At 61.0% G+C, this 23,900-nt stretch carries 23 protein-coding genes; 15 read left to right on the top strand and 8 right to left on the bottom strand.

Going from position 1 to position 23,900, the window contains the following annotated elements:
• Positions 1-121: 121 nt before the first annotated feature.
• The 5 genes from BMY36_RS03735 to BMY36_RS03715 are packed head-to-tail and all read right to left on the bottom strand — an operon-like array spanning position 122 to position 6,270.
• Positions 122-1,297, bottom strand: a complete 1,176-nt coding sequence (locus tag BMY36_RS03735) for an amidohydrolase (protein ID WP_050520762.1) — start codon at positions 1,295-1,297, stop codon at positions 122-124.
• Positions 1,291-1,812, bottom strand: a complete 522-nt coding sequence (locus tag BMY36_RS03730; RefSeq protein WP_050520713.1) for a sarcosine oxidase subunit gamma — start codon at positions 1,810-1,812, stop codon at positions 1,291-1,293. Before BMY36_RS03730 ends, BMY36_RS03735 begins: the two co-directional genes overlap by 7 nt.
• Positions 1,805-4,717, bottom strand: a complete 2,913-nt coding sequence (locus BMY36_RS03725) for a sarcosine oxidase subunit alpha family protein (RefSeq protein ID WP_050520712.1) — start codon at positions 4,715-4,717, stop codon at positions 1,805-1,807. Before BMY36_RS03725 ends, BMY36_RS03730 begins: the two co-directional genes overlap by 8 nt.
• Entirely contained in the window at positions 4,714-5,010 is a 297-nt protein-coding gene (locus BMY36_RS03720) for a sarcosine oxidase subunit delta (protein WP_050520711.1), read from the bottom strand. The genes BMY36_RS03725 and BMY36_RS03720 overlap by 4 nt, the downstream gene beginning before the upstream one ends.
• A gap of 9 nt (positions 5,011-5,019) precedes the next feature.
• A complete protein-coding gene (locus tag BMY36_RS03715) occupies positions 5,020-6,270 on the bottom strand; it encodes a sarcosine oxidase subunit beta family protein (protein WP_050520761.1) in 1,251 nt (416 codons plus the stop codon).
• A 176-nt stretch (positions 6,271-6,446) separates the two neighbouring features.
• Between BMY36_RS03715 and msrB the strand changes: the two genes are divergently transcribed.
• Positions 6,447-6,929 (top strand): peptide-methionine (R)-S-oxide reductase MsrB, encoded by a 483-nt coding sequence (gene msrB, locus BMY36_RS03710; RefSeq protein WP_050520760.1) that lies wholly within the window; start codon positions 6,447-6,449, stop codon positions 6,927-6,929.
• Positions 6,930-7,009: 80 nt separating this feature from the next.
• On the opposite strand, the gene BMY36_RS03705 is transcribed toward msrB, so the two are convergent.
• Complete coding sequence (locus BMY36_RS03705; RefSeq protein WP_050520710.1) at positions 7,010-8,440, bottom strand: Glu/Leu/Phe/Val family dehydrogenase; 1,431 nt, start codon at positions 8,438-8,440, stop codon at positions 7,010-7,012.
• 476 nt (positions 8,441-8,916) lie between these two features.
• On the opposite strand from BMY36_RS03705, the gene BMY36_RS03695 reads away from it, so the two are divergent.
• From BMY36_RS03695 to BMY36_RS03685, 3 genes are read left to right on the top strand one after another with little or no spacing between them, the layout of a single operon-like run.
• Positions 8,917-10,512, top strand: a complete 1,596-nt coding sequence (locus tag BMY36_RS03695; protein WP_050520708.1) for a TadE/TadG family type IV pilus assembly protein — start codon at positions 8,917-8,919, stop codon at positions 10,510-10,512.
• Complete coding sequence (locus BMY36_RS03690) at positions 10,509-11,096, top strand: TadE/TadG family type IV pilus assembly protein (RefSeq protein WP_050520707.1); 588 nt, start codon at positions 10,509-10,511, stop codon at positions 11,094-11,096. The genes BMY36_RS03695 and BMY36_RS03690 overlap by 4 nt, the downstream gene beginning before the upstream one ends.
• An 11-nt stretch (positions 11,097-11,107) precedes the next feature.
• The gene (locus tag BMY36_RS03685) at positions 11,108-11,674 is read left to right on the top strand and encodes a TadE/TadG family type IV pilus assembly protein (RefSeq protein WP_139193924.1); all 567 of its coding nucleotides are present in this window, start codon (positions 11,108-11,110) and stop codon (positions 11,672-11,674) included.
• 9 nt (positions 11,675-11,683) lie between these two features.
• Here the strand turns inward: BMY36_RS03685 and BMY36_RS03680 are convergent, their stop codons facing one another.
• Positions 11,684-12,196, bottom strand: coding sequence for a hypothetical protein (locus BMY36_RS03680; protein ID WP_050520705.1), 513 nt, complete (start codon positions 12,194-12,196; stop codon positions 11,684-11,686).
• A 162-nt stretch (positions 12,197-12,358) separates the two neighbouring features.
• Here BMY36_RS03680 and BMY36_RS03675 point away from each other — a divergent pair, with 162 nt between their 5' ends.
• Positions 12,359-13,270 (top strand): pirin family protein, encoded by a 912-nt coding sequence (locus tag BMY36_RS03675; protein WP_050520704.1) that lies wholly within the window; start codon positions 12,359-12,361, stop codon positions 13,268-13,270.
• A gap of 90 nt (positions 13,271-13,360) precedes the next feature.
• Positions 13,361-13,795, top strand: a complete 435-nt coding sequence (locus tag BMY36_RS03670; RefSeq protein ID WP_175469243.1) for a GNAT family N-acetyltransferase — start codon at positions 13,361-13,363, stop codon at positions 13,793-13,795.
• Positions 13,796-13,920: 125 nt separating this feature from the next.
• Here BMY36_RS03670 and BMY36_RS03665 read toward each other — a convergent pair whose 3' ends face one another.
• Positions 13,921-14,370: a nucleoside deaminase gene (locus BMY36_RS03665; protein WP_050520702.1), complete on the bottom strand. Its 450-nt coding sequence runs from the start codon at positions 14,368-14,370 to the stop codon at positions 13,921-13,923.
• Between the two features lie 133 nt (positions 14,371-14,503).
• Between BMY36_RS03665 and BMY36_RS03660 the strand changes: the two genes are divergently transcribed.
• The 9 genes from BMY36_RS03660 to dtd all read left to right on the top strand — a co-directional run bounded on the left by BMY36_RS03660 (position 14,504) and on the right by dtd (position 23,891).
• Positions 14,504-15,715 (top strand): pseudouridine synthase, encoded by a 1,212-nt coding sequence (locus tag BMY36_RS03660; RefSeq protein ID WP_082224825.1) that lies wholly within the window; start codon positions 14,504-14,506, stop codon positions 15,713-15,715.
• A gap of 277 nt (positions 15,716-15,992) precedes the next feature.
• Complete coding sequence (locus tag BMY36_RS03655; protein WP_050519506.1) at positions 15,993-16,862, top strand: 5-bromo-4-chloroindolyl phosphate hydrolysis family protein; 870 nt, start codon at positions 15,993-15,995, stop codon at positions 16,860-16,862.
• 39 nt (positions 16,863-16,901) lie between these two features.
• Complete coding sequence (locus tag BMY36_RS03650; protein ID WP_050519505.1) at positions 16,902-18,086, top strand: toxic anion resistance protein; 1,185 nt, start codon at positions 16,902-16,904, stop codon at positions 18,084-18,086.
• A 23-nt stretch (positions 18,087-18,109) separates the two neighbouring features.
• A complete protein-coding gene (locus tag BMY36_RS03645) occupies positions 18,110-19,084 on the top strand; it encodes a DUF2927 domain-containing protein (protein WP_050519504.1) in 975 nt (324 codons plus the stop codon).
• 10 nt (positions 19,085-19,094) lie between these two features.
• On the top strand, positions 19,095-20,198 hold the full coding sequence (locus tag BMY36_RS03640) for an SPFH domain-containing protein (protein WP_050519503.1): 1,104 nt from the start codon (positions 19,095-19,097) through the stop codon (positions 20,196-20,198).
• Positions 20,199-21,299 (top strand): TFIIB-type zinc ribbon-containing protein, encoded by a 1,101-nt coding sequence (locus tag BMY36_RS03635; protein ID WP_050519502.1) that lies wholly within the window; start codon positions 20,199-20,201, stop codon positions 21,297-21,299.
• 257 nt (positions 21,300-21,556) lie between these two features.
• On the top strand, positions 21,557-22,513 hold the full coding sequence (locus tag BMY36_RS03630; RefSeq protein WP_050519500.1) for a phosphoribosylaminoimidazolesuccinocarboxamide synthase: 957 nt from the start codon (positions 21,557-21,559) through the stop codon (positions 22,511-22,513).
• A gap of 20 nt (positions 22,514-22,533) precedes the next feature.
• Positions 22,534-23,451, top strand: a complete 918-nt coding sequence (locus tag BMY36_RS03625; RefSeq protein ID WP_050519499.1) for a carbohydrate kinase family protein — start codon at positions 22,534-22,536, stop codon at positions 23,449-23,451.
• Positions 23,448-23,891 carry a D-aminoacyl-tRNA deacylase gene (gene dtd, locus BMY36_RS03620; protein ID WP_050519498.1) on the top strand — a complete coding sequence of 148 codons (444 nt, stop codon included), beginning with the start codon at positions 23,448-23,450 and terminating at the stop codon, positions 23,889-23,891. The genes BMY36_RS03625 and dtd overlap by 4 nt, the downstream gene beginning before the upstream one ends.
• Positions 23,892-23,900 lie beyond the last annotated feature (9 nt).

Genomic DNA, 23,900 nt, shown 5'->3' with positions numbered 1-23,900 from the left:
GGGTTTGGAATGGGCGATGGCGGCGTTTGGGTTGGGCGGAAGCGGGGGACATTCTGTCCCCCCTTGGCCTTACGGCCAATTCCCCCCTCGAAGGTATTTTTACCAAGATGAAGATGCGGCGTTAGCCCAAAAGATCGCGCGTGATGCGGTCAAAGAGGCGCACGCCGGGGGCGATCAGATCATCGGGAAAATCGTAATCGGGGTTGTGCAGGGCGGCATGGTCCACGCCCGCGCCCAGCATCACCATGGCCGATTTGCAGCCCGGCAGTTTGTCAAAAGCGCCAAAATCCTCGGACGGGCGCATCGGCAATCCGCCGGGGGCGTGTGTCATGCCCAAGCTGTCCAATGCGCGTGCCATGTGATCTGTGGCTGCCGGATCATTGGCACAAGCGGCAAAGTTATCATGCCATTCGATGCGCAGGGCCAATCCATGGGTTTTCGCAGCCGCCTCCGCCAAGGCCACGGCTTGCGCCTTTAGCGCGGCCATCGGCGCGTCCAGCATGGTGCGCAAGGTCGCCCACACCTCACCATGCGCGGGGGAAGTGCCAAAGGCAGGTTCGCCCAACCGCGCATGGGTGATGGTGACCAGCCGGAAAGCATCGCCCAAATCGCCGCCGCGCCCCAACGCGCCCAAATCGGCGATCAAGCCCGCCACCGCCAACCCCGGCGAAACACCACGTTCGGGCTGCGCGGCGTGGCTGGTTTTGCCCTCCAACATTACCCGCATCCCAACAGAGGCGCAAGACAGCGGGCCTGCCGCCAGCCAACACTCCCCCCGCGCAATCCCCGGGAAATTATGCAGCGCAAAGGCCCAATCAGGGTGCAAATCATCAAATCGCGCATCGGCGACCACGGCCGCCGCGCCCGATCCATCCTCCTCCGCGGGTTGGAACATCAACACGACCCGCCCGCGCGCAGGCTGGTGGCGCGACAGCATCCGCGCCAATCCCAGCAAAATCGCCACATGCCCATCATGCCCGCACAAATGCGCAACACCGGGGATAGACGACCGATGCGCCGCGTTTGACAGTTCGGTGATCGGCAGCGCGTCCAATTCCGCGCGAAACATCACCGTGGGCCCCACCGCCGCTCCGTCAAACAGCGCCGCCCCGTCAAACACCGCCGCCACGCCATGCCCGCCAAGGCCCGTCACAATCCGCCCCGGCGACACGCCGCAGGCCGCCAGCGCCGCCGCAACCCACGCCGCCGTCCCACGCTCTTGCCCCGACACCTCGGGGAAGCGGTGCAATTGCCGCCGAAATGCTGTCAGTTCGCTGATATCAAAATCTGTCAGCATTGTGCCCGCGCCCCCCACATCCGCAGCGCCTGCTCCACCTCATGCCACGCGGACCGCGCCATGGATCGAAACACCAGCACCTCAAATCCACCAAAAACAGCGATCAAAATCAACGGCATATGCCCCAAGGTGGTGCGCGCACATTGTCCCGGCACCAGCGCACGCAAATCCAAGGGCACCAAACGCGCCAACACATCCACAGCGCCTGTCCCCGTCAGCGACAGCCCCGCCCAACCATCGCTTTGGTCCGAAAGCGCGGCCACAGCGCCCAGACCTTCGGGCACCGCGCCAAACAAAAACGCTTGCCCCCGCCCGGTCCAAACCAGCCGCGCGTCGCCTTTCGATGACACCACACCCGGCGCCGGAAACACCAACGGCTTCAACACCCGCGCAACGTCCGCCCCCGCAAACGGCGCAACAGATGTCACTCGCCCCAAATCCACCTCTGCCAAAACAAGGTCGCCATGCCCCACAGGGTCCACCCCAAGGGGCCGCTTTGCGATCAAATTACCCACGCAGCTTCACCCCCTCTTTGTCGTGAAACACCGGGTCGCACACCTCGCACAGCACATCAATGTCGCGCAAATGATCGACCAAACGCACCATTTCGCCAATCCGCGCCCGCCCATCGCGCAAAAACGCCAAGCCCAAATACCCTTCCATCATGGGCGAATACCCAACGGATGTCACATAGCCTTGGTCGTTTTCGCGCCGCACCTCATCGCCGGGCGTGAACAAATGCGCCCCCGCCGTGATCGCCGCCTGCATCACCGGCCGCAGGCCTACCATCTGCAACCGCGCCGCGCCTGTCAAACCCGATCGCCCCGCCGCCGCCTTGCCAATGCAATCTTTGCGCGCCGAAATCATCCCCGCCAACCCAATATCAAACGCGGTGGTGCGCCCGTCAATCTCGGCATGGGTGATAAACCCCTTTTCAATCCGCAGCACGTTCAGCGCTTCCATGCCATATGGCCCGCCGCCAAGCGTCTCCGCCCGCGCCACCAAATCGCGAAACAGCGCCTCGCCATACCGCGACGGCACCGCAATCTCATACCCCTCCTCACCGGAAAATGAGATGCGGAACACCCGCGCCCCCACGCCGCCAAATTCAACCCGCGAACAGCCCATGAATGGCAAATCGACCGATACCAGCGACGCAAGCAACGCCCGCGCGCGCGGCCCCGCCACCGCAAACTGCGCCCAGTTTTCCGTCACCGACACAAACCGCACATCCCAATCGCCGCAATAGGCCTGCTGCACAAAATCCAAATGCCGCATCACCAATCCCGCCGCCGCCGTGGTGGTCGTCATCAAATAATGGTTTTCCCCCAGCCGCGCCGTGGTGCCATCATCCAACACATGCCCATCAGCGCGCAGCATCAAACCGTACCGCACCCGCCCCACAGGCAGCGTGGAAAACACATTGGTATAGACCAAATCCAAAAACCGCGCCGCATCCGCGCCCTGAATGTCGATCTTGCCCAGCGTGGACACATCACACACCCCCACGGCCTCCCGCACCATAACCACCTCACGGTCACAGGCCTCCCGCCACGTCGTCTCCGCCCCTTTGGGGAAATAGCTGGGCCTGTACCACAGCCCCGCCTCCACCATCGGCGCGCGCCGGTCCACCGATGCGCCGTGCGACGTCATAAACCGCTGCGGCGCAAACCCCGCCCCACGCCCGCCCGCCCCCATCGCGGCAATCGACACCGGGCTGAACGGCGCGCGATATGTCGTGGTGCCGGTTTGCGCAATGCTGCGCCCGGTTGCATCCGCCAACACCGCCAACGCGCCGACGTTGGAATTTTTCCCCTGATCGGGCGCCATACCTTGCGTGGTATAGCGTTTCATATGCTCAACGGATGCAAAATTCTCCTGCGCCGCCAACCGCACATCCTTGGTGGTCACATCATTGGCAAAATCCAGCCAAGCGCGCCCCTTGCCCTTCACCTCCCAAAGCGGCAGCACCGCATACGGCGCATCCTCCGCCACAGGCGCATCCACCGCCCGCACCGCGCGCCCCAAAACGCCCAGCGCCAAAACCGCCACCCGCGCCCCATCCGCCAAACAGCCCTGCGTGGAAAACACCCCCGCACAGGCCCCAGCCGCATGCAGCCCCGGCACAGCACCCGCCACAGGCACAAACGCCGCCAAATCCGCGTCCCAAACCGGCCGCCCGTTCATGTGGCAGGTCAAATGCACCAAAGGGTTCCACCCCCCCGACACCCCCAAACAATCCGTTTCAATCTGCATCTCGCCACCGCGATGCCGCACGGTGATCGCGCTCAACCCGTGCCGCCCCTTGGTGCCCACCACCTCGGCCCCCGCATACACCGGGCAATCCTCCAACGTGGACGCGTCCGCCCGCGTATCAACAATCGCGGCCACATCCACCCCCGCCGCCATCAACGCCCGCGCCGATAACCGCGCATCATCATTATTGGCAAATATCGTCACCCGCTTGCCCGGCGACACGCCGTACCGGTTCACATAAGCCCGCAAGCTTGATGCCATCATCACACCCGGCCGGTCGTTATCCGCAAAGGCAATACTGCGTTCCAACGCCCCCGCCGCCAACACCGTTTGCCCCGCCACAATCCGCCAAAAACACTCGCGCGGCAGGTTCGCGCGCGCCGCCACATGCAGGCCCACGCGCTCCAACGCGCTAAACGTGCCCCCGTCATAGGCCCCGGTCACAGACGTGCGCACCATCAACCGCACATTGGGTGCTGCCTCCAACTCCGCCAACACCTCCGCCACCCAAACGCTGGCAGGCCGCCCGTCAATCTCGCCGCCATCCGCCAGCAACCGCCCCCCCATCACCGGGTTTTCGTCGGCCAATATCACGTCCACCCCGGCCCGCGCACCCTGCACCGCCGCCATCAACCCCGCTGGCCCCGCGCCAATCACCAATAAGTCGCAAAAGGCAAAGGCCTTCTCATAATCCGCCTCATCATGGCGCCCCGACAGGCTGCCAAGGCCCGCCGCACGCCGAATAATCGGCTCATACACCCGTTCCCAAAACTTGCGCGGCCACATAAAGGTCTTGTAATAAAACCCAGCACTTAGGAACGGTGACAGCATATCATTCACCGCCATCACATCATATTTCAAACTCGGCCAACGGTTTTGGCTTTTCACCTCCAACCCCGGAAATATCTCTTGCACGGTGGCGCGCACATTGGGGGTTTGCTGGCCCACCTCAATCACCTCCACCAGCGCGTTCGGCTCCTCCGATCCGGCGGTCAAAACCCCACGCGGGCGGTGATACTTAAAACTCCGCCCCACCACGCGCACGCCGTTTGCCAGCAGTGCCGATGCCACCGTATCGCCGCGAAACCCCTCATACGCCACCCCGTCAAACGTAAACCGCACAGGTGCAGACCGGTCCACCAACCCTTTGCCGTCAATCCTCATGCTGCACCGCCTTTCAGCTTCGTCTTGGCCAAAATACCTTTGACATTGGCCACCAGCTCCACCTTTTCCACGGCATGCGAAACCGTGTCCCGCGTCACCACCAACCACGATGCACAGCCCGCCTCATGATACCAAACATCGCGCACCCGCCCGGCCACATTGTCGCGCAAATGCAACTGCGCATCCACCGCGTCCAAATCGCCAACCTCTGGCTGCGTCAGATAATCCTCTGATCCGTAATAATAAAACTCGCGGCGGTCGCGGGGGCCACACAAGGGGCAGGTGATGCGCATGATGTTCCCTTAATGCAAATTATGCTGCGACCCGGTGCCTTCTTCATCCAGAAGATGCCCGGTCCGAAACCTGTCCAAACGAAACTTGCTGGCCACCGCGTGGGTTTCCCCCGTGGCCATCAAATGCGCCATGCACCACCCCGATGCAGGCACGGCCTTGAACCCGCCGTAATTCCAACCCGCATCGACAAACAGCCCCTCCACAGGCGTCTTGTCGATAATCGGGCTGCCGTCCGGCGTCATATCCATAATCCCGCCCCAGCTGCGCAACACCTTGGCCCGCCCGATCATCGGCATCAGGGTCATCCCCGCCTCCATCACATGCTCCACCATCGGCAAGTTGCCGCGGCTGGCATAGCTCGCGTAAAAATCAATATCTCCGCCAAACACCAACCCGCCCTTGTCCGATTGGCTGATGTAAAAATGCCCCATGCCAAACGTCACCACTTGGTCGATAATCGGCTTTAACCCTTCGGTCACAAAGGCTTGCAAGACATGGCTCTCAATCGGCAGCCGCATCCCCGCCATCGCCGCCACTTGCCCCGACCGCCCCGCAACCACCATCCCCACCTTGCGCGCCCGAATGGCCCCACGCGTGGTCTGCACGCCCACTACGCGCCCGCCCTCAATATCAATCCCCGTCACCTCACAGTTCTGGATCAAATCCACCCCGCGCATATCCGCCCCGCGCGCATAGCCCCACGCCACCGCATCATGGCGCGCCGTCCCCCCCCGCTTATGATGCAACCCGCCATAAATCGGGAACCGCGTCTGTTCAAAATCCAAATACGGCACCAACGCGCGCACGCCCTCACGGTCCAGCAATTCCGCATCATCGCCTTGGTTAATCATCGCATTGCCGCGCCGCACCGCCGCATCGCGCTGCCCGTCGCTGTGAAACAGGTTAATCACCCCGCGCTGGGAATGCATCACGTTGTAATTCAACTCCGTTTCCATCTGCTCCCACAGTTTCAACGAATGGCTGTAAAACTCCGAATTGCCCGGCAGCACATAATTGGCCCGTACAATCGTTGTGTTGCGCCCGATGTTGCCCGACCCGATATGCCCTTTTTCCAGCACCGCGATGTTGGTCAACCCATGGTTTTTCGCCAAATAAAACGCCGTGGCCAACCCATGCCCGCCGCCGCCAATGATGATCGCATCATATTCGGGTTTCGGCGCCGGATTGCGCCACGCAGGCCCCCAGCCTTTGTTGCCAAACAGCCCTTGTGTGATCACCTTCAACCCGGAATAGCGCATGACACAAGGCCCCCTGTTTACCCGCAAACAAAACGCTGGTTTGGCCGCAAACACAATCCCATCCGCGACGCTTTCATGTCGCAACCGCACGCCATTCACCAAACCCTGCCGCAATCGTGATGCAACTTTCCGCCCCACAGCCCGTATATACCTCATAACATAGGAGAGATATCATGCTGTCACGCCGCCACTTCCTCGCCACCACGCTGGCCGCCACCGCCGCCACAACCCTGCCCGCCTTTGCGCAATCCTTTGAAATCACGCGCAGCGTCGATGAATGGAAATCCCGCCTCACCCCCGCCCAATTCGCGGTCCTGCGGCAGGAGGCAACGGAAAAACCCTTCTCCAACAGCCTCAAAGGCGAAACCTCACCGCTGCTTCAGGAATCGCGCGCGGGCACCTACAATTGCGCGGGCTGCGATCTGCCCGTCTATCCGTCCAACACCAAATACGACAGCGGCACCGGCTGGCCCAGCTTTTACGCCAGCTTGGAAAACGCCGTGTCGACCAAACTCGACAAATCCCTGTTTTCCACCCGGACCGAGGTGCATTGCCGCCGCTGCGGTGGCCACCTTGGCCACATCTTCAATGATGGCCCGCAACCCACAGGCAAGCGTCATTGCCTGAACGGCCTCGCGATGACCTTCACGCCCGCTTAACCAAATCGAACCCCAAACCGCAAAAAGGGGGCCGAATACCCCGGCCCCCTTTCACAATTCAAATCACAGGCGCTTGGCCCTCACAGACCCTTGGATTGATACGTCGCCGCCACCCGGCTGATCGACACAATATACGCCGCCACCCGCAAATCCTCGACATCCGGCCGCCCGTGCCACACCTCGCGCATTGCCTGATAGGCCGTGCGCATCGTGTCATCCAACCCCGACCGCACCAGCTCCAACTCGCCTGCCCCGCGCAAATACTTGTCCTTGAACCCCGGTGACATGGTCCAGCCAAGGCCCTTATCCGCCGACAACCGCTCCATTTCATTGACCAACAGCAAATGCCGCGCTTCCTCGGCGCGCCGCTGCATCCGGCCAAACCGAATATGCGACAGGTTCTTGACCCATTCGAAATAGGACACCGTGACCCCGCCCGCGTTGGCATACATATCGGGAATAATCACCACACCCTTTTTGCGCAAAATCTCATCCGCGCCAAAGGTCACGGGGCCATTCGCCGCCTCCACAATCATCCGCGCTTGAATGCGCGCCGCGTTGGTCAGGTTAATCACCCCTTCCGTCGCCGCCGGAATCAGAATGTCACACTCCTTTTCCAGCACCGCACCCCCTTCGGCCACATAATCACCGCCTGCAAACCCCTTGACCGACCCGGTCTTGTTAATCCACTGGCGCAGCTCCTCAATCGCGATGCCCTTGTCGTTCACAATCGCGCCGTCATGCTCAATCACCGCCGTGACAATCGCGCCATCCTCCTCGGACAAAAACTTGGCGGCGTGATAGCCCACATTGCCAAGGCCCTGCACAATCACCCGCTTGCCATCCAAACTGCCAGAAAGCCCCGCCAGCGCAATATCTTCGGGGTGGCGGAAAAATTCCTGCAACGCATATTGCACGCCGCGCCCTGTCGCCTCCACCCGGCCCTGAATACCGCCCGCATGCGGCGGTTTGCCGGTCACACAGGCCTTGGCGTTAATATCGGCCGTGTTCATCCGCGCATATTGGTCAGCAATCCATGCCATTTCCCGCTCGCCCGTGCCCATATCGGGGGCCGGCACGTTTTGCGCGGGGTTGATCAAATCGCGCTTGATCAACTCATAGGCAAAACGCCGCGTGATCGCTTCCAACTCATGCGGCTCCCACGCGCGGGGATCAATGCAAAGGCCCCCCTTGGACCCGCCAAACGGCGTTTCCACCAAGGCGCATTTATACGTCATCAGCGCGGCCAGCGCCTCCACCTCGTTCTGGTTCACCGATAGGGCATAGCGGATACCACCCTTAACCGGCTCCATATGCTCCGAATGAACGGACCTGTATCCGGTAAATGTCTCAATCTGCCCGCGCAACCGCACGCCAAACCGCACCGTATAGGTCGAATTGCAGACCTGAATTTTCTGCTTCAACCCCGGGCTTAGGTCCATCAGCGCAGTCGCGCGGTTGAACATCAAATCAACAGAATCCCGAAAGCTCGGCTCACCGGTCACTTGCATCACGTCTCTCCCTGCTGCCCCACACTCCGCGTGGGGCTTACACCGGGCACGATAGCCAGAGTTGCTTAATTTTTCACCTCTATTCGCACGCAGACCCCAAATAAGGACAATCGCCCACGCGCCCCATCCAGACGAATCTTAACGCCCGAAAACCGCCGCCAATCAGGAAAAACTGCCATTTCCCGCGATTCGCCGCCTGCTTTCTTGCCGCCGCAATTAACCAAATTATAAGGTTTTTGCAAAACGCCCGCCCCCACAGCCCGGCTTTGTTGCGCAATCAAACACAATGCCGCCACCAAACGCCCAGCGTTTCCAGACAGCATACAAAATCAAAATCTTCGACCAAAATCGCCACACTTTCGCCCCAACTTGCAGGCCAGGTGGCCTTGGGAAAACGTGTGTCGCGTCCGGCGCTCACTATTTCGGGTCAATACCCGCCAAACCTTCTTCGGGCGCACCAAACAAAGGACGGCATCATGAACGGCATGCATCGGCCAACGCCACAAAACCTCCGCACCCGCCACATGGCGGCTGCGCGCCACGCTGCCCGCCGCTTTACGCGGAACGAGGATGGGGCGCTGTTTATTCTGGCCATCGTGTTTTTCGTGCTGATTTTTATGATGGGCGCCTTTGCGGTGGATGTGATGCGCTATGAACAGCGCCGCGCCGAAGTGCAGCAAACGCTGGACCGTTCGGTGCTGGCCGCCGCCGCCATGAACCAAAACCGCCCAGCCCAAGCGGTGATCGAGGATTATTTTGCCAAGGCCGGGTTGACCCAATACCTGTCCAGCGTCGATGCACAGCAGGGGCTAAACTTCCGCTCCGTGGTCGCCCATGCCCGTGCGCGCGTCGGCTTTATGACCGGCGGCATCTATGGCCAAGACGATTTTAACGTCAACTCCAACTCAGGGGCCGAACAGCGCATCTCGGATGTGGAAATCTCGATGGTGCTTGATATTTCGGGCTCTATGAACGGCTCGCGCATCAACAACCTGCGCCCTGCGGCCCGCGAATTTGTGTCCACCGTTTTGGGTGGCTCGCTGCCGGGGCGCATGTCGGTGTCCATCGTGCCCTATAACGCGCAGGTCAATATTGGCCGCCCCATGATGAACTCCTTCAACACCACGCCGCAACACAACGCATCGTCTTGCATCGAATTGCCGGATTCTGCCTTCAACTCCACCAGCCTGCCAACGGCCACCAGCCGCGTCCACAACGCGCATTTTGATCCCTACAACTACACCACAACCCCCGCCTCAATGCTGTTCAACTGCCCCCCCGAAGCTGGCAACGTGGTGACCCCCCTCACCGAAAACGTCACCACATTGCACAATGCCATCAACGCGCTCTCTGTGGGTGGCAATACATCCATCGACGTGGGCGTGAAATGGGGTGTCTATTTGCTCGACAACAGCGCGAATGGTGTGATCCGCAATTTGGTCGCCGCCAACCGCGTCGCCCGAACCTTTATCGACCGTCCCCTGAACCCCGCCACGCGCGAGGTGATCAAGGTGCTGGTCGTGATGACAGATGGTGAAAACACCACCGAATACAAAATGCGCCCGCCCTATAACAACTCGGCGGCCCTATCCAACATCTGGCGCCGCAACAGCAATGGCCGCATCTCGGTGTTCCATGACCGCGCAGGCACATCCAACGACTGGTGGTGGCCAAACTCCAACGCTTGGCGCAATGACCGCGATGGCGGCGGCGCGGCAAACCAATACACCCAGCTCACTTGGGGCGAGGTGTGGGCCACATGGTCCGTCACGTTCGTCTCCTATGATTTCTACGGCCTTCCGTTGAACCAAAACTGGAACACATGGCGCGACACCTTCATGGAATCGGTGTACTCGGTCAAAGACACGCGCCTGCAGCAAGTTTGCAACGCCGCCAAAAACGCAAACGTCATTGTCTATGGCATCGGGTTTGAGGCACCAACCAACGGCCGCACCCAAGTGCGCAACTGCGCCACCTCCAGCGCCCATTACTTTGACGCAAACGGGCTTGAAATCGCCACCGCCTTTCGCGCCATCGCCAATAACATCAGCCAGTTGAGGTTGACCCAATGACCCATGACGTGCCCAATCTTGGGGCCCCAAACCCCCGGCACCCATCGCTGGCCGCCAGATTGCGCGCGCGGGTGTCGGGCTGGTGGCATGATCAATCAGGCGTGGCATCGCTGGAATTCGTGCTGGTGGTGCCAATATTGGTGATCATCTTTGCCTCCGCGCTCGAATCCGCGATGCTGATGACCCGCTTTGTGCTGTTGGAACAATCGGTGGACCGCGTCATGCGCGAATTGCGCTTGGGCCGCATCCCGAACCCCACACCCTTGCTGGTCAAACAGTTGATCTGCGAAAAAAGTGTGATCTTGCGCGATTGCATGTCCAGCATCACGCTGGAAATGATGCCGGTCGATACCGCAACTTGGGCGTTTCCGTCCAATCAGGTCAGTTGCTACAACCGCGAACAAAATATCATGCCCGCGCTCGACTACAATCCGGGCGCTTCCCAACAGGTCATGTTCATGCGCGTTTGCGTGCTGCAGGACGCGATGTTCCCCTACACCGGGATCGGCGCGCGTCTGTCCGAGGATTTGAATGGCGAATACCGCCTGATCGCCATTTCCGCCTATGTGAACGAACCGTCATAAGGATCATGCAAATGTCATTCATCCGCACGCCATTGCGCCGTTTTGCGCGCGACACAAAAGGCAGCGTGGTCCTAGAGGCGATCATCGCGGTCCCCCTTTTGGTCAGCGTCTACTTGATGCTTTTCGTGTTCTGGGACGCGTATCGCAGCATCAACACCGTGCAAAAAGCCAGCTACACGATTTCAGACATGATTTCGCGCGCGCCCGCCGACCTGCCCGAAAGCTATATCACCGGCATGCGCACCACGATGAACTTCATGCTGCCGGGTGACCAAACCGCCCAAATCCGCGTCACCTCCTTTGTCTGGAGCGGGGTGCGCTCCCGCTATGAGGTGCTGTTTTCACGCTCCCCCGGCAATGCGCTGCCCCGTTTGACCACCGCAACCATCGCAGGCTACGTCAACAGGCTGCCCATTATGGTGGATGGCGAAGCGGCAGTTTTGGTGGAAACGGTGGTGCCCTACACCCCGCCCCTCAACCAGCTTCAAGCTTTGACCTTGGGCGAATTCATCGTCACCCGGCCGCGCTTTGTGCCAAAGGTGTGCTTGATCAACCTGCCCAACAACTGCAACGCGTGACGCGCGGCCTTACGCATCCTCCGCGTCATCGCGGGGGGGCGCGTCGCGCGCCGCAACCATGCCCGCAATCGTTTCGGCCATAAACCGCGCGGGCTGGGATGCGGTCACACCGCCCACCCCCACCCGCGTGCCAACCCGCCACCACAACCCCGGCACCCAGGCAAACCCCGGCGCTTTGAACAACAACAACGAAAACCCGTGCGATGGTTTCAACGCAAACGGCCCCCGCGCCACCTCGCGCACATTGGCCAGATCGGCCAATACCCGCCCGTGCCCGTCCACCAACCCGTCCTTGGTCAAGGTCAAACCCATTTCGGTCGCGCGCCACGTCGCATGGGCGGCATAGGCCATCACCCCACCCAGCAGCAGCAAAATAATCCGCAGCCCCATCTGTTCACGCGGGAATGATATGGCCAGCGACACCAACACGGCGGCCAAACCGACCTGTGCAACGGCCCCAATCACCCGGCGCGGCTGTGACGCATCCAACCGCGCCAACACCGTTTTATCATCCTTGACCATATCCACCCCCAAGTCGTTTTTCCCGCTATATCAGGTTCGCGGCAAAGAACCAGCACCCCCGCCGCAAGCGTGCGCTGGCGCACACAGCCCCCGCGCGCACGGGAATTGCGTTAATCTGCACAAACCGCCAAACTTACATACCAATCAAGCGCGAGGTACCGCATGTCCATCCGTCCCGTCACCTCTGAAACCGCCGCCACCCCCACGATGGAAGGGGCGGGCGTCCATCTGCACCGCGCCTTCGGCTTTCAAAACCCCGAACAGATGGACCCGTTCCTGCTGTTCGATGATTTTCGCAACGATGACCCGCGCCACTACCAGCGCGGCTTTCCGTGGCACCCGCATCGCGGCATCGAAACCATCACCTATGTGCTAGCAGGCACCGTCGATCACGCCGACAGCTTGGGCAACACCGGGGCGCTGGGGGCTGGCGATGTGCAATGGATGACCGCAGGCTCGGGCATTTTGCACCAAGAAATGCCGCACGGAAACAAAGCCGGGCAAATGCACGGGTTCCAACTTTGGGCCAACCTGCCGGGGCATTTGAAAATGACCCAACCGCGTTATCAAGACGTGGAAAGCAAGGAAATCCCCGAAATTACCGATGATGACGGCACCGTAGTGCGCGTGATCGTGGGCTCGTTCTGGGGCAAGACCGGCCCGGTCGATGGTATCGCCGCCGACCCGCAATACCTTGATATTTCCGTGCCGGCAGGCGTGAAAAAGACCTTCAAAATCGACACGCACAAATCCGCCTTCGCCTATGTGTTTGAAGGGGCAGGCAATTTTCGCGATGCCAGCCGCCCGCGCGGCGTGCTGCTGGAAAAAAAAGTGCGCGGACGCGAGGTGAACATCCGCGACATGTCCGGCGACCGCACGCTGGTCCAGTTTGGCCGGGGCGAAGAGGTGACCGTGCAAGCAGGCGATCACGGCTTGCGCTTCCTCCTCATCTCGGGCGCGCCCATCCGCGAACCCGTGGCATGGCACGGCCCCATCGTGATGAACACCGACGCCGAAATCCGCCAAGCGATTGCAGATTTGCGCAACGGCACTTTCATCAAACCCGCGCATTAACCGCTTGGACCCAGCAGTTAGGGGGCTACGCCCCCCCCAACTGTGATCGCGCCCTTGACAGCCGCCACCCCCGAACCCAAGGGTCGCATGATGCCCCACATCCGCCCCGCAACCCCTGCCGATATTCCCGCCTTGTTGGATGGTATCACGCAGTTGGCCGCCCATCACGGTGATGCGGCCAGCGCCACGCCCGCAACCCTTGCGCGCGATCTGTTCGGCCCAACCCCTTGGATGCACGCGCTTATTTTTGATAATCACGCAGGCTACGCCATCCTGCTGCCCCTTGCGCAAATCCAATACGGGCGGCGCGGCATGGATTTGCATCATTTGTTCATCTGGCCCGATCATCGCGGCAGCGGCATGGGCCGCGCCCTGCTTGCGGCCTGCGCCGATCGCGCGCGCGGGCTTGGCTGCACCTACCTCACCGTGGGCACCCACCCCGCCAACACCGCTGCCGAAACCTATTACTTGGCAAATGGTTTTGCGCGCCGCGACCCCAGCCCCCGCTTTGCGATGCAGCTGTAGAAAATCGCAATTGCGCTGCGATGTAAGCCGTTAAAATTTAGTTAACAAAAAACACGAATCCAAACAAAATCAACGCATTAACCGCCGCATCGCGCGCGAACCACCCTCCAGATCGCACCCAAACCTCACCTGCGGTTCGCAAAAAATTCCCGCAACATCCGCGCCGCCTCCTCCGCTGAAATCCCGTCATAAACCTCCGGAATATGATGGCACTGGGGGTGCGAAAACACCCGCGCGCCGCCTTCCACCCCGCCCGATTTCGGGTCCGACGCGCCATAATAAAGCCGCCCGACCCGCGCCAATGATATCGCCTGCGCACACATCGGGCACGGCTCCAGCGTCACATATAAATCATGCCCCCCCAGCCGCTCGCTGCCCAGCATCCGGCAGGCCTCCCGTATCGCCAAAACCTCCGCATGGGCGGTCGGGTCACACAACTCGCGCACCCGGTTGCCCGCCCGCGCCACCACCCCGGCAGGCCCTACAACCACGGCCCCCACAGGCACCTCCCCGCGCAGCCCCGCCGCCCGCGCCTCCTCCAGCGCCGCCGCCATATATGATGTAAATCCAACCATGGATCAGCCTTGCCCCGCCCCCGCCCAAATTTCAATCCCCTCCCAACCTTACCCCCCTTGCCCCGCCCCCCCCAACCAAATACTCTGCACCCGAAGCCCCGTCGCGACGACGCCGCAAACAAAAGGCCACAGCATGCCAAACGACACCCCCCAAACCCCAGCCCAAACTCCCGAAGGCGATCGGATCGCCAAAGTCCTGTCGCGCGCAGGCGTGGCCTCGCGCCGCGAAGCCGAACGAATGATCGAACTCGGCCAAGTCGCCGTGAACGGCAAAATCATCACCAGCCCCGCCCTGAACGTCGGCCCCCGCGACCGCATCACCGTTGATGGCGAACCGATCGGCCAACCCGAACCCGCCCGCCTGTGGCTCTATTACAAACCCGAAGGGCTGGTCACCTCGAACAGCGACGAAAAAGGCCGCGACACGATCTTTGATCACCTGCCCGAAGATCTCCCCCGCGTCATGTCCATCGGCCGCCTCGATCTCAACTCCGAAGGGCTCTTGTTGCTGACCAATGATGGCGGCCTCAAACGCAAACTCGAACTGCCCTCCACGGGCTGGCTTCGCAAATACCGGGTGCGCGTCAAGGGCAACCCGACCGAGCCGGACCTCGAACCCCTGCGCCGCGGCATCACGGTAGAGGGCGAAAAATTCCAGCCCATGATCGTCGTCCTTGACCGCATCCAAGGGGCCAACGCTTGGCTGACCATCGGCCTGCGCGAAGGCAAAAACCGCGAAATTCGCCGTGCCATGTTTGCCATCAACCTCACCGTGAACCGCCTTATCCGCGTCAGCTATGGCCCGTTCCGCTTGGGCGAAATGGTGCCCGGCGATGTGGAGGAGGTGAAAGGCCGCGTGCTGCGCGACCAACTGGGCCAGCGCGAATTGCCCGAAGATGCGGTGGCCCCGGCCCCCCGCGCCAAAGGCCCCCGCCCCGCAAATCCCCGCCCATCCACCGCCCGCCCTAGTGGTGACCGCCCCGCCCCATCCACCGATGCCCGCCCAACAGGCCCGCGCATCGTCAAACCGGGCGCCAAACCCAGCCCCAAACCGGGCGCGCGCGCCGCTGCAACGCCAGACGCAAAACCCGCCGCCTCGCGCGGTAAATTCGCCCCCAAATCTGGCTCCAAACCCGGCGAAAAATCTGGCGGGCGCGCTTTTGCCTCTGCCGCGATTGACGCACCGGCCAGCCGCAGCACGAAACCACCCAGCAAATCTTGGGCCAAGGCTGCGCCAAAACCGGGCGGCAAACCAAACGGCAGCCGCAATGGCCCCACCGCAGGGGCAGGCAAACCGTCCGCAAGGCCTGCAAAACCAGCAAATCCCCGCCCAAAACGGCCCTAAAGGGGGAATTAACCCCGCCTTTCCCCGCTTATGCCACTGGCACGCGGGGCGCGGGGTTCTTATACTATATTGGGGTGCCGCGCGGGGGGGCTGTCACGGGCAAGGGTGCCACGGACGGCCATATGGCAGGCAGGGTGATCACGAAAAGGGCCGCGCGCAAATCAAGGCCGCGCGCAAATATCGGGGGCGGATATGTCATCAAACGGGCTTAAAACCCTCTCATTCTGCCTTCTCGTGGCGCTTACGGTCTATGTTGCCAACTTGGGGGGTGTGTAACATGGCCCAGCGTTTTGGTGGAAAATTCAGCCCGAACAGCCCGCAACCCCCAACCCAAAACCAAGGGTTTCAGGCCAAACGCCGCACCAAGGCGGGGTTCCGCTCCAACTTGCTGTTTTTCCTGCCGCTGCCTTTTTTGTGGACCGCGTTTCAAGGTGACCCTGTCGCGCTGATTTTCGGCTGCGCGGCCGCCGCCTTGATGCTGCTGGCAGCATGGCTGACCCGCGAAGGGTTGTTTGCACAAGAAGCGTATGAAGCGCGCAGCATCGCCCGCCGCCCTGCCCTGCCGCGCAAGCTGATTGCGGCGGTTTTGATTGGCACGGGCCTTGCCATCCTCACCTTGATCGCAGGCCAAGGGGTGCTGATCGCCAGCGCGCTTGGCACGCTGGGCGCGTTTTTGCACCTTGGCGCCTTTGGCCTTGACCCGATGACCGATAAAGGTGCCGAAGGCATTGACGCCTTTCAAACGGACCGGGTGGCCAAGGCGATCGACGTGGCCGAAGGGCATCTAACGGCGATGAAAGACGCCATTTTGCGCGCCCGCGACCGCCAATTGGAAACCCGCGTTGACCATTTTGCCGATACCGCCCGCACGATGTTTCGCACCGTCGAAAACGACCCCCGCGACCTGACGGCGGCGCGCAAATACTTGGGCGTTTATTTGCAAGGTGCGCGCGATGCGACCACCAAATTCGTCGATGTCTATAATCGCAACCGCGACCCCTCCGTGCGCGCCGAATATGATGCCCTGCTGACCGATTTGGAAACCAATTTCGCCAGCCGCACCACCGCTTTGCTGTCCGACAACACCAGCGATCTGAATGTTGAAATACAGGTCTTGCGCGAACGCTTGGCCTTTGAAAATCGTTAATCCGCTGGGCACCCGCCCCGCCAAAATAGTGAGTGTATTATGGCCGAAACCATCCAACAAAAAGCCGCCGCAACCTTGGCCGAAGTGGAGGCCGTGACCGCCGTTGTGCTGCCCGAACCGGGCCGCGAATTGATCACGCTGGACAGCGCCGCCCCCGCCCATGCCGCTGAAATCACCAAGCGGATGGCCGAAATTGATATGTCGAACACGCAATCCATCATCTCCTTTGGGTCGGGCGCGCAGGCCGAATTGCAGGTCATTTCCCAAGAAATGCTGGCCGATGTGAAAAACAAAGATGTGGGCCCAGCGGGTGACAGCCTGCGCAACATGGTCAGCACCATTCGCGGGTTTTCCGTGTCCGAACTTGATGTGCGCCGCCAGCGGACGTGGTGGGAAAAACTGCTGGGCCGCGCGGCCCCTTTCGCCAATTTCGTCGCGAAATTCGAAGATGTGCAAGGCCAGATCGACAAGATCACCGACACGCTTTTGGGCCACGAACACACCCTGCTGAAAGATATCAAATCGCTTGATATTCTTTATGACAAAACCCTGACATTCTATGACGAACTCGCCCTGTATATCGCGGCGGGTGAGGCGAAATTGAAAGACATCGACGCCACCGACATCCCCGCCAAAGAGGCGGATGTGAAAGCCGCCCCCGAAGAACGCCAAGTGATGAAGGCCCAGGAATTGCGCGACCTGCGCGCCGCCCGCGACGATCTGGAACGCCGCGTGCATGACCTGAAATTGACCCGCCAAGTCACCATGCAGTCCTTGCCCTCCATCCGTTTGGTGCAGGAAAACGACAAATCGCTCGTCACCAAAATCAACTCGACCTTGATGAACACCGTGCCGTTGTGGGAAACCCAATTGGCCCAAGCGGTCACCATCCAACGTTCGCGCGAAGCGGCGGAATCCATTCGCGCGGCCAATGATTTGACCAATGAACTTCTCACCTCCAACGCGGAAAACCTGCAACAAACCAACCGCATCGTGCGCACCGAAATGGAACGCGGCGTGTTTGATATCGAAGCGGTGAAAAAGGCCAACGCCACCTTGATCGCCACCATCAACGAAAGCCTTGCGATTGCCGATGCAGGCAAGGCCAAACGCGCAGAGGCAGAGGTGGAATTGGTCAAGATGGAACACGAATTGCGCGACACGCTGGCATCGGCCAAAGCGCGTAAAACAGGCCTCGGCGACACCATCGGCGTCAAGGCTTAACATGACGCGGGGGACCTGATGTGATGCGCGCAGGCGGTCAGGGGCTGTGGGCAAAGGCCCGCAAAGGGGTGGTCCTTGTGGCCACCTCTGCCGCTTTGCTGTCCGCCTGCGCCACCCCGCCCACCTTGCAAGGCCGCGCCACGCAGCCCCCACCACAGCGCATTGCAGCCCCCATTATATCCGCCGTCCCCTCTGCCCAATCCACCGCCCTGCGCGCCTATTACGCCGATGTGCAGGCGCAACTTCTGGCCCAAGGGTTGATGCGCACCGATGATGGTGCCACCGATGCGCCCTTTTCCGCGCGCCAACTTGCCAATAATTTCATCCGCATCGCGTTTTTCGATGAATTTGACAGCTCGTCCGGCACGCTGGTCGCCCGCGCCACCGAAAAACGCCTGCGCCGCTGGGACAAACCGCTGCGCGTCGGCCTCACGTTCGGCAGCTCCATCCCGAAAACCAAACGCGCCACAGAAACCGCCCGCATCCGGTCCTTCCTCAACCGGCTCTCCAAACTAACGGGGCACCCGATTGCGCTGGCCACCACCAACATCAACTTCTCGCTTAACATCCTGAATACCGATGAAATTCAGGCGCTTGGCCCCACCATTCGCCGCACCGACCCGGACATCGGCGCGCCCGAACTTGATGCGATCGTGAACATGCCGCAATCGACCTATTGTCAGGTCACCACCTCGATCAACGACGATACTAACTTGATCGAACGCGCCTTTGCCGTGATCCGCGCCGAACACCCCGACCTGTTGCACCTGTCGTGCCTGCACGAAGAAATTGCCCAAGGCCTCGGCCTGCCCAATGACAGCCCCGCCGCGCGCCCCTCCATCTTTAACGACGATCAGGAATTTGCTTTGCTGACGCCGATGGATGAAATGATGCTGAAAATGCTCTATAATCCCGCTTTGACCCCCGGCATGACGGCCGATCAGGCCCGCCCCATCATCGACCAACTCGCCACAGCCCTTGTGGGCGGCGACAGTTAAGGAACACGCCATGGTATTCGACTTTCTCAAAGGCCAATTCATCGACGTTATCGCTTGGACCGATGACACCCGCGACACGATGGTCTGGCGGTTTGAACGCCACGGAAATGAAATTAAGTACGGCGCAAAACTGACCGTGCGCGAAGGGCAAGCGGCCGTGTTCATCCACGAAGGGCAGCTGGCCGATGTGTTCGGCCCCGGCCTTTATATGTTGGAAACCAACAACATGCCGGTGATGACCGCGCTGCAACATTGGGATCACGGCTTTCAATCCCCCTTCAAATCGGAAATCTATTTCATCAACACCACCCGGTTCAACGACCTGAAATGGGGCACCAAAAACCCCATCATGACCCGCGACCCCGAATTTGGCCCCGTGCGCATCCGCGCGTTCGGCACCTATTCCATGCGCGTCACCGACCCCGCGAAATTTATGCAAGAAATCGTCGGCACCGATGGCGAATTTACTGCCGATGAAATCAGCTTTCAAATCCGCAACGTGATCTTGCAAGAAATGTCGCGCGCGCTGGCCGCGTCCAATATCCCTGTGCTGGATATGGCCGCCAACACCGCCGATCTGGGCAAACTGGTCACAACCGCGATCACGCCCCAAATCGCCGCTTACGGGCTGTCACTGCCCGAACTTTACATCGAAAACATCTCCTTGCCACAGGCGGTGGAGGCGGCGCTGGACAAGCGCACCTCGATGGGCATCGTGGGCGATATGAACCGCTATATGCAGTTCAATGCCGCCGAAGGGATGGCGCACCCAAACTCTTCCGCAGGGGCTGCGGTCGGCGCAGGGCTGGGGGCCGGTATCGGCATGGGCATGGCGCAAAACATGGGACCATGGGGGGCGATGCCTGCCACCCAAACACCGCCCCCGCCACCCGCGCCCGAAAAGCTGTGGCACACGGCGGCCAATGGCACCACCAACGGGCCATTCTCGCGCAGCCATTTGGGCCGCATGATCACCGATGCCACCTTCAACCGCGATACGTTGGTGTGGACCGCAGGCCAAGACGGCTGGAAACCCGCAGGCCAAATCGCGGAACTGGCGCAGCTGTTCACCATCGCGCCACCGCCGCCCCCGGCCCCAACTCCGGCGGCCTAAATGACCGATCAGGCCACCCGCTGGCCCTGCAATGCCTGCGGGGCCGACCTGCGCTTTGCCCCCGGCGCCACCGAATTGGTGTGCGATCACTGCGGCAACACTCAAGATATCCCGCGCGCCATGCGGCGCGAGTCCACGCGCGCGTTGGGTGAACACGACCTTGCGCGCGGGTTGCAAGGTGACTTGCCGCAAACCGCGATGGAAACCCCGCAAACCACCCCATGTCCGAATTGTGGGGCCTTGGTGGAGTTTTTGGGCGCAAAACACGCCACCCAATGTCCGTTTTGTGCAACCCCCGTGGTCATTGGCACAGGCACCAACCGCCAAATCAAACCCCAAGCCTTGGTGCCGTTCCAGCTGGATGAACGCACCGCGCGCGCAGCGATGGCCACATGGCTGGGCCGCTTGTGGTTTGCGCCCAACGGGCTGGTGGAATACGCCCGCAAAGGGCGTGCGCTGTCGGGGCTTTATGTGCCTTATTGGACGTTTGATGCCGCCACGCGATCATCCTATTCCGGCCAACGCGGCACTTATTACTATGAAACCCGGATGGTCACAGTTGAGGTGAACGGACGCCGCGAGCAACGCCAAGAACAAGTCCGCAAAACCCGTTGGCAATCGGTGTCGGGCCGGGTGGCCCGCGCGTTTGATGATGTGCTGGTGCTGGCCTCCGCCAGCTTGCCGCACCGTTTTACCACGGGCCTTGCGCCATGGGATTTGGGCGCGCTGGAACCCTACCGCCCCGATTTTCTGGCAGGCTTCATCGCCGAAGGGTATACGATTGGCCTTGGGGATGGGAACGCTGCCGCGCATGACATTATGGCGGGCGTAATTTACGGCGATGTCTGCGGCGATATTGGCGGCGATGAACAGCAAATCAGCCGCGTGGATACCAATTATGCAGCCGAAACCTTTAAACACATCCTGCTGCCCGTCTGGATGGCCGCCTATAAATATAACGGCAAAACCTACCGTTTCGTGGTGAACGGCCAAACCGGCAAGGTCCAAGGCGAACGCCCCTATTCCGCATGGAAAATCACCTTTGCCGTGATCGCAGGCGCGCTGATCTTGGGCGCGCTGGCCGTGGCAAGCCAAAGCTGATGGCCACGCCTGCAACGGGGGCCCCGACCTTAGGGGGCATTTAGCCCCCCCGCGCCCGGTTTGGTCCGCGCGGCACCGCCGGACCGCAGATCACACCGCGATGCAAAACTTAAAATTTCCTTAATGAAAAACGCAAAACTATTGTATATCAGGTTCTTAGCCAAAGCATCGCGCGCGAACCGCACCCCTAAAATCGCAGCACAGATTGACTCCCGCCACCTGTCGATCAATAGAACCCCCAACCGATAGGAGGCTATATGATCGACCTTTCCCGCATCCTTTCCAGCGCCCGCATCCCTGAACTGCCGCACCCCTATTTCGGCAAGGTCCGCGATTGCTATGACCTGCCCGATGATCGACGCATCCTCATCTCCTCGGACCGGATTTCCGCCTTTGATCGCATCCTGACCGCGATCCCCTACAAGGGCCAAATCCTGACCCAAACCGCCCGGTTCTGGTTCGAACACACCGCCGATATTTGCCCCAACCACGTCCTGTTTTACCCCGACCCAAACGTGGTCGTGGGCCAGCGGCTGACCATTTTGCCCGTCGAAATAATCGTGCGCGGCTATCTGGCTGGGACAACTGGAACCTCTATTCTGACGCTGTATAAAAAGGGCCAGCGCCAGATGTATGGCCACACATTGCCGGATGGATTGGCCGATAACGCCGCCCTGCCCACGCCCATCATCACCCCCACATCTAAAGCGTTTGATGGCGGCCATGATGAACCCCTCACCGCAGCGGAGATTGTGGAAACCGGCCTTTTGACCCAATCCCAATGGGACCAGATCGCCAAAATCTCCCTCGCGCTGTTCAAACGGGGCCAAGAAATGTCGGCCGAACGCGGCCTCATTTTGGTAGATACAAAATACGAATTTGGCACCGATGGCGCGGGCAATATCGTGCTGGCTGATGAAATCCACACCCCCGACAGCAGCCGCTATTGGCTGGCCGATGGATACCCGGCGGCGCTGCAAACGGGCACCCGCCCCCCCTCGTTCGATAAGGACGTGATCCGCGCCTGGGTCGCCGCCCGCTGCGACCCCTATACCGACGACATCCCCGAAATCCCGGCCGATATGATCGCGGCCACCGCCCAAACCTATATCCAAGCCTATGAGGCGATTACGGGCGAACCCTTTGTCCCCGACACGTCCGGGGCCACTCCTTTGGACCGCGTGCGCTCCAACCTCGCGCCCTATTTTATCTGATACCCGAAAGGACCACCCCCATGATCCTCTGCTGCGGCGAAGCCCTGATCGACATGTTGCCCCGTCAAACCACTGATGGTGCGCCCTGTTTCGCCCCCCACGCGGGCGGCGCGGTGTTCAACACAGCCATCGCTTTGGGGCGGCTGGGGGTGAAAACGGGGTTTTATTCGGGCCTGTCCACCGATCTGTTTGGCCAAATTTTGACAGACACACTGGCGGCCTCCAACGTAGACACCAGCCTTGCGGCGCGGTCAGATCGGCCCACCACGCTGGCCTTTGTCAAGCTGGTGAACGGGCAGGCGACCTATGCATTCTACGATGAAAACACGGCGGGGCGCAGCCTTGCGGCCAGCGATTTGCCCACCCTGCCCGATGATGTGACCACGCTATTTTTCGGCGGCATATCTTTGGTGAACGACCCCGCTGCCAGCACCTACGCCGCCCTTCAAGCCCAAGCAGGCGACCGCGTGACGATGATTGACCCCAACATCCGCCCCGGTTTTATCACCGATCCCAACGCCTACCGCGCGCGGATCACGGCCATGCTGGCCCGCGCCGATATTGTGAAAATCAGTGATGAGGATTTGCATTGGCTCGACGGTCCCGGTGATGCGGCGACACTGGCCCAAGGGCTGCTGGCGCGCGGCCCAAAGCTGGTGTTTTTGACCGAAGGGGCCAGCGGCGCGCGCGCGATCACGGCCACACAAAACCGCTTTGTCGCCGGGCAAAAAGTAACGGTGGCCGATACGGTGGGCGCGGGCGACACGTTCAACGCGGGCGCGCTGGCCGCGCTGCACACAGCGGGCGCGCTGACCAAAACGGCGCTGGCGGGCCTGCCAGATGCCACACTGGACGCGGCCCTGTCGCTCGGCAACCGCACAGCCGCGATCACCGTGTCACGCCCCGGCGCAAACCCACCTTGGGCGCATGAGGTATGAGGGCGCTGTTGCAACGCGTCCAGCATGCAGCGGTCACGGTAGACGGGACAACGGTCGGCGAAATTGGGCCGGGACTGCTGATTTTCATCTGCGCGATGCAGGGCGATACCGAGGCTGAGGCCAATCAATTGGCCGCGAAAATCGCCAAGCTGCGGATTTTCAAAGACGATGCAGGCAAGATGAACCTGTCGATTGCGGATGCGGGTGGGGCGGCGCTGATTGTCAGCCAGTTCACGCTGGCCGCCGATACATCGCGCGGCAATCGCCCCGGCTTTTCGCCCGCCGCCAGCCCGGACGATGGGCGGCGGTTGTACGATTATTTCAGCGCCGCCGTGGGCCGTTTGGGCATCCCTGTGGCCAACGGTGAATTTGGCGCGGATATGGATGTCAGCCTGACCAACGCAGGCCCGGTGACCATTTGGCTGGACACCGCTGCCTGAATTTTGGGC

Origin of the sequence: Pseudorhodobacter antarcticus, assembly GCF_900110135.1 — a bacterium.
Taxonomy (GTDB): Bacteria; Pseudomonadota; Alphaproteobacteria; order Rhodobacterales; family Rhodobacteraceae; genus Pseudorhodobacter; species Pseudorhodobacter antarcticus.
The sequence above is the reverse complement of the archived record's forward strand: the minus strand, read 5'-3'. Positions and strand labels throughout refer to the sequence as shown.

What these genes read in the sequence shown, in the direction of transcription:
- BMY36_RS03640 (WP_050519503.1), top strand. Translation starts at nt 19,095, where the DNA reads ATGGTATTCGACTTTCTCAAAGGCCAATTCATCGACGTTATCGCTTGG.
- BMY36_RS03635 (WP_050519502.1), top strand. Translation starts at nt 20,199, where the DNA reads ATGACCGATCAGGCCACCCGCTGGCCCTGCAATGCCTGCGGGGCCGAC.
- BMY36_RS03630 (WP_050519500.1), top strand. Translation starts at nt 21,557, where the DNA reads ATGATCGACCTTTCCCGCATCCTTTCCAGCGCCCGCATCCCTGAACTG.
- BMY36_RS03715 (WP_050520761.1), bottom strand. Translation starts at nt 6,270, where the DNA reads ATGCGCTATTCCGGGTTGAAGGTGATCACACAAGGGCTGTTTGGCAAC.
- BMY36_RS03655 (WP_050519506.1), top strand. Translation starts at nt 15,993, where the DNA reads ATGGCCCAGCGTTTTGGTGGAAAATTCAGCCCGAACAGCCCGCAACCC.
- BMY36_RS03665 (WP_050520702.1), bottom strand. Translation starts at nt 14,370, where the DNA reads ATGGTTGGATTTACATCATATATGGCGGCGGCGCTGGAGGAGGCGCGG.
- dtd (WP_050519498.1), top strand. Translation starts at nt 23,448, where the DNA reads ATGAGGGCGCTGTTGCAACGCGTCCAGCATGCAGCGGTCACGGTAGAC.
- BMY36_RS03675 (WP_050520704.1), top strand. Translation starts at nt 12,359, where the DNA reads ATGTCCATCCGTCCCGTCACCTCTGAAACCGCCGCCACCCCCACGATG.
- BMY36_RS03660 (WP_082224825.1), top strand. Translation starts at nt 14,504, where the DNA reads ATGCCAAACGACACCCCCCAAACCCCAGCCCAAACTCCCGAAGGCGAT.
- BMY36_RS03735 (WP_050520762.1), bottom strand. Translation starts at nt 1,297, where the DNA reads ATGCTGACAGATTTTGATATCAGCGAACTGACAGCATTTCGGCGGCAA.
- BMY36_RS03690 (WP_050520707.1), top strand. Translation starts at nt 10,509, where the DNA reads ATGACCCATGACGTGCCCAATCTTGGGGCCCCAAACCCCCGGCACCCA.
- BMY36_RS03650 (WP_050519505.1), top strand. Translation starts at nt 16,902, where the DNA reads ATGGCCGAAACCATCCAACAAAAAGCCGCCGCAACCTTGGCCGAAGTG.
- BMY36_RS03680 (WP_050520705.1), bottom strand. Translation starts at nt 12,196, where the DNA reads ATGGTCAAGGATGATAAAACGGTGTTGGCGCGGTTGGATGCGTCACAG.
- BMY36_RS03705 (WP_050520710.1), bottom strand. Translation starts at nt 8,440, where the DNA reads ATGCAAGTGACCGGTGAGCCGAGCTTTCGGGATTCTGTTGATTTGATG.
- BMY36_RS03625 (WP_050519499.1), top strand. Translation starts at nt 22,534, where the DNA reads ATGATCCTCTGCTGCGGCGAAGCCCTGATCGACATGTTGCCCCGTCAA.
- BMY36_RS03645 (WP_050519504.1), top strand. Translation starts at nt 18,110, where the DNA reads ATGCGCGCAGGCGGTCAGGGGCTGTGGGCAAAGGCCCGCAAAGGGGTG.
- BMY36_RS03695 (WP_050520708.1), top strand. Translation starts at nt 8,917, where the DNA reads ATGAACGGCATGCATCGGCCAACGCCACAAAACCTCCGCACCCGCCAC.
- BMY36_RS03670 (WP_175469243.1), top strand. Translation starts at nt 13,361, where the DNA reads ATGCCCCACATCCGCCCCGCAACCCCTGCCGATATTCCCGCCTTGTTG.
- BMY36_RS03720 (WP_050520711.1), bottom strand. Translation starts at nt 5,010, where the DNA reads ATGCGCATCACCTGCCCCTTGTGTGGCCCCCGCGACCGCCGCGAGTTT.
- BMY36_RS03685 (WP_139193924.1), top strand. Translation starts at nt 11,108, where the DNA reads ATGTCATTCATCCGCACGCCATTGCGCCGTTTTGCGCGCGACACAAAA.
- BMY36_RS03725 (WP_050520712.1), bottom strand. Translation starts at nt 4,717, where the DNA reads ATGAGGATTGACGGCAAAGGGTTGGTGGACCGGTCTGCACCTGTGCGG.